The 2,707-nt window shown below is 37.2% G+C and carries 3 protein-coding genes; all 3 read left to right on the top strand.

Going from position 1 to position 2,707, the window contains the following annotated elements; genetic code table 11:
* Nucleotides 1-249: 249 nt before the first annotated feature.
* Nucleotides 250-705, top strand: a complete 456-nt coding sequence (locus RLO81_RS03460) for a MaoC family dehydratase (protein WP_350107276.1) — start codon at nt 250-252, stop codon at nt 703-705.
* Nucleotides 706-708: 3 nt separating this feature from the next.
* Nucleotides 709-1,680, top strand: a complete 972-nt coding sequence (locus RLO81_RS03455; RefSeq protein WP_350107273.1) for a GSCFA domain-containing protein — start codon at nt 709-711, stop codon at nt 1,678-1,680.
* Between the two features lie 127 nt (nt 1,681-1,807).
* The coding region (locus tag RLO81_RS03450; protein WP_350107279.1) for a thioredoxin domain-containing protein at nt 1,808-2,707 on the top strand (900 nt) is incomplete at its 3' end.

The raw sequence follows: 2,707 nt of genomic DNA, 5'->3' as shown, positions 1-2,707 counted from the left end.
ATCACTATGGCAAACCCCACAATAGAGAATATCTATTTTAACATCGTTAGGCTGAACCTCCCTTCTTTCAATGGAAAGTTGTGCTAAATCTGAAGTACTACTTGCAGCACCGTATGCTTTTACTGAACTCATGGTTATCTTTGTTTTGGATAAATTAGTTGTCTGTAAGGATAATCCTTTAAACGAGGAATTGTTTATAAAAACTTGTAACAAGTCACTCAACGCATTAGTTTCACAAGAAAAAAGTAGATGATAGTAATCAATAACCACAAAGAATTTGAGGAATGGCTTGGGAAGGAAATGGGCGTTTCCGACTACATTAAAATTTCTCAGGAACAGATTAATAAATTTGCTGATGCTACGCTCGATCATCAATGGATCCATACAGATCCTCAAAGAGCGAAGAGTAGTCAATTTGGAAGCACCATTGCACACGGGTATCTAACGCTTTCCGTTACGCCACACCTCTGGGAGCAAATTGCCGATATCAGAAATACCAAAATGATGATTAATTATGGTATTGAAAAGATGAAGTTTAATCAGGCGGTAAAAGTGGATAGCGAAGTGCGTTTAAGAGCAAAACTGGCTTCTCTAATTGACTTACGTGGAATCACAAAAGCGCAATTAGATATTACATTAGAGATTAAAGACAGTCCAAAAAATGCGTTTACGGCCACATTAATTTTTCTTTATCATTTTAAATAACAGGTGTTCCGTACTGAACTAAATATAATTCCATCAGGCGAAAAACTTAGTCTCAAGCAACCAATACTTACTATTGGCTCATGTTTTTCTGATAATATCGGCTCCAAGCTTAAGGAATATAAATTTCAAACACTTGCCAACCCATTTGGAACGGTCTATAACCCGGTAAGTATTTTCAAACTTTTGAGTATGGCTTCAGAAAATAATGAGCCAGCCAAAGAATCATATCTTACTAATGACGGTATTTATGCGAATTATGATTTTCATTCTTCATTTTCATCTCTAAACCAACAAGAGTTAGAAGATCAGGTAGTCAACAGCCTCAGCAATACTCACTTATTTTTAGACAAATCGCCAGTTCTGATTATCACATTTGGAACGGCCTTTATTTACAGAAGAATTGATAATGACGAAATAGTGGCTAATTGTCATAAGGTGCCAGCGAAGAATTTTAAAAAAGAGCTACTGAATCAGAAGCAGATCATTCAAGAGTTTGAGCAGCTTCATACTAAACTGGTATTGAAATATCCAAAAATCCGATTCATTCTTACCGTTTCACCTGTCAGGCATATTAAAGATTCGCTTGAGCTCAATAGTGTTAGTAAATCTATTCTGAGAATTGCATGCCATTCGCTAAGCGAGCAGTTTGAAAATGTGGAGTATTTTCCTTCCTATGAGATTCAATTAGATGATTTGCGCGATTACCGCTTCTACAAATCCGATATGATACACCCAACAGAAGAAGCAACCCATTACATTTGGAACAAGTTTGCTGAATGTTATTTTGATGAATCTACGTTAGAATTCATTGAAGAATGGATTAAAATAAAGCGCGCGATTGACCACAAGCCCTTCAATCCAAAATCTGAAAAGCATCAAGAGTTTGTTCGGAATACTATTGCAAAAATCAAAAGCTTAAATTCAGATATTGATTTCACCGAAGAGTTGCTTTCACTTAAGAAAGCGTTGATTTGACTCTGATTATTTAATAAACCTTGCCTTACTAATTGATTACTTGGTAGTTTTACCTATGCAGCAGGTAGCAACACTTTTCTTCATTTTATCTTTATTTACTACCTGCCAACAAGCCAAAGATTCAACTATGCCAGAGAAAGCCAATCACCTGATAAACTCTTCTAGTCCGTACCTGTTACAACACGCCTACAACCCTGTAAATTGGTACCCCTGGGGTGAAGAAGCTTTGAAAAAAGCCAAAGAAGAGGATAAACCTATTTTGGTAAGTATTGGCTATTCATCCTGCCATTGGTGTCATGTAATGGAAAGAGAGTCGTTTGAAAATGATTCTATTGCAGCCATTATGAACAAATATTTCATCAATATAAAAGTGGACCGAGAAGAGCGGCCTGATGTAGACCAGATTTATATGGATGCTGTACAGGCTATGGGTCAAAATGGTGGCTGGCCATTAAATGTGTTCTTAACTCCAGATCAAAAGCCTTTTTATGGAGGCACCTACTTTCCACCACAGGGTTGGGCCCAGCTATTACAGAATATAGCTCAGGCATTTGAAGCCAAAAGAAAAGAAATTGACGCTTCCGCTGATAAGCTCACAGATGCGCTATCCACCAGTGAATTGGTTAAGTATAACCTAAGTGCTAACCAAAGTGGTTTTACCAAAGAACAAGTGGATAGTATCTATCTGAAATTATCCAAGCGCTTTGACACACAAAAAGGTGGTTTTGAAAGGGCTCCTAAGTTTCCAATGCCGGGGAATTGGCAGTTATTACAAGAGTATTATCATTATACCAATAATAAGGCAGCACTCGATCAATTAATTCTCACATTGGATGAAATAGCTAAAGGTGGTATTTACGATCAAGCGGGTGGTGGTTTTGCTCGTTACTCAGTAGATGCCGACTGGCTAGTTCCACACTTTGAAAAAATGCTATACGATAATGGACAATTGCTAAGCCTATATTCAAATGCCTATAAGCTCGCACAAGAACCACTATATAAAAAAGTAGTGGCGCAAACTATTCAA

The organism is Fulvivirga sp., from assembly GCF_040220315.1.
Classification (GTDB): Bacteria; Bacteroidota; Bacteroidia; order Cytophagales; family Cyclobacteriaceae; genus Fulvivirga.
The sequence above is the reverse complement of the archived record's forward strand: the minus strand, read 5'-3'. Positions and strand labels throughout refer to the sequence as shown.

What these genes read in the sequence shown, in the direction of transcription:
- RLO81_RS03460 (WP_350107276.1), top strand. Translation starts at nt 250, where the DNA reads ATGATAGTAATCAATAACCACAAAGAATTTGAGGAATGGCTTGGGAAG.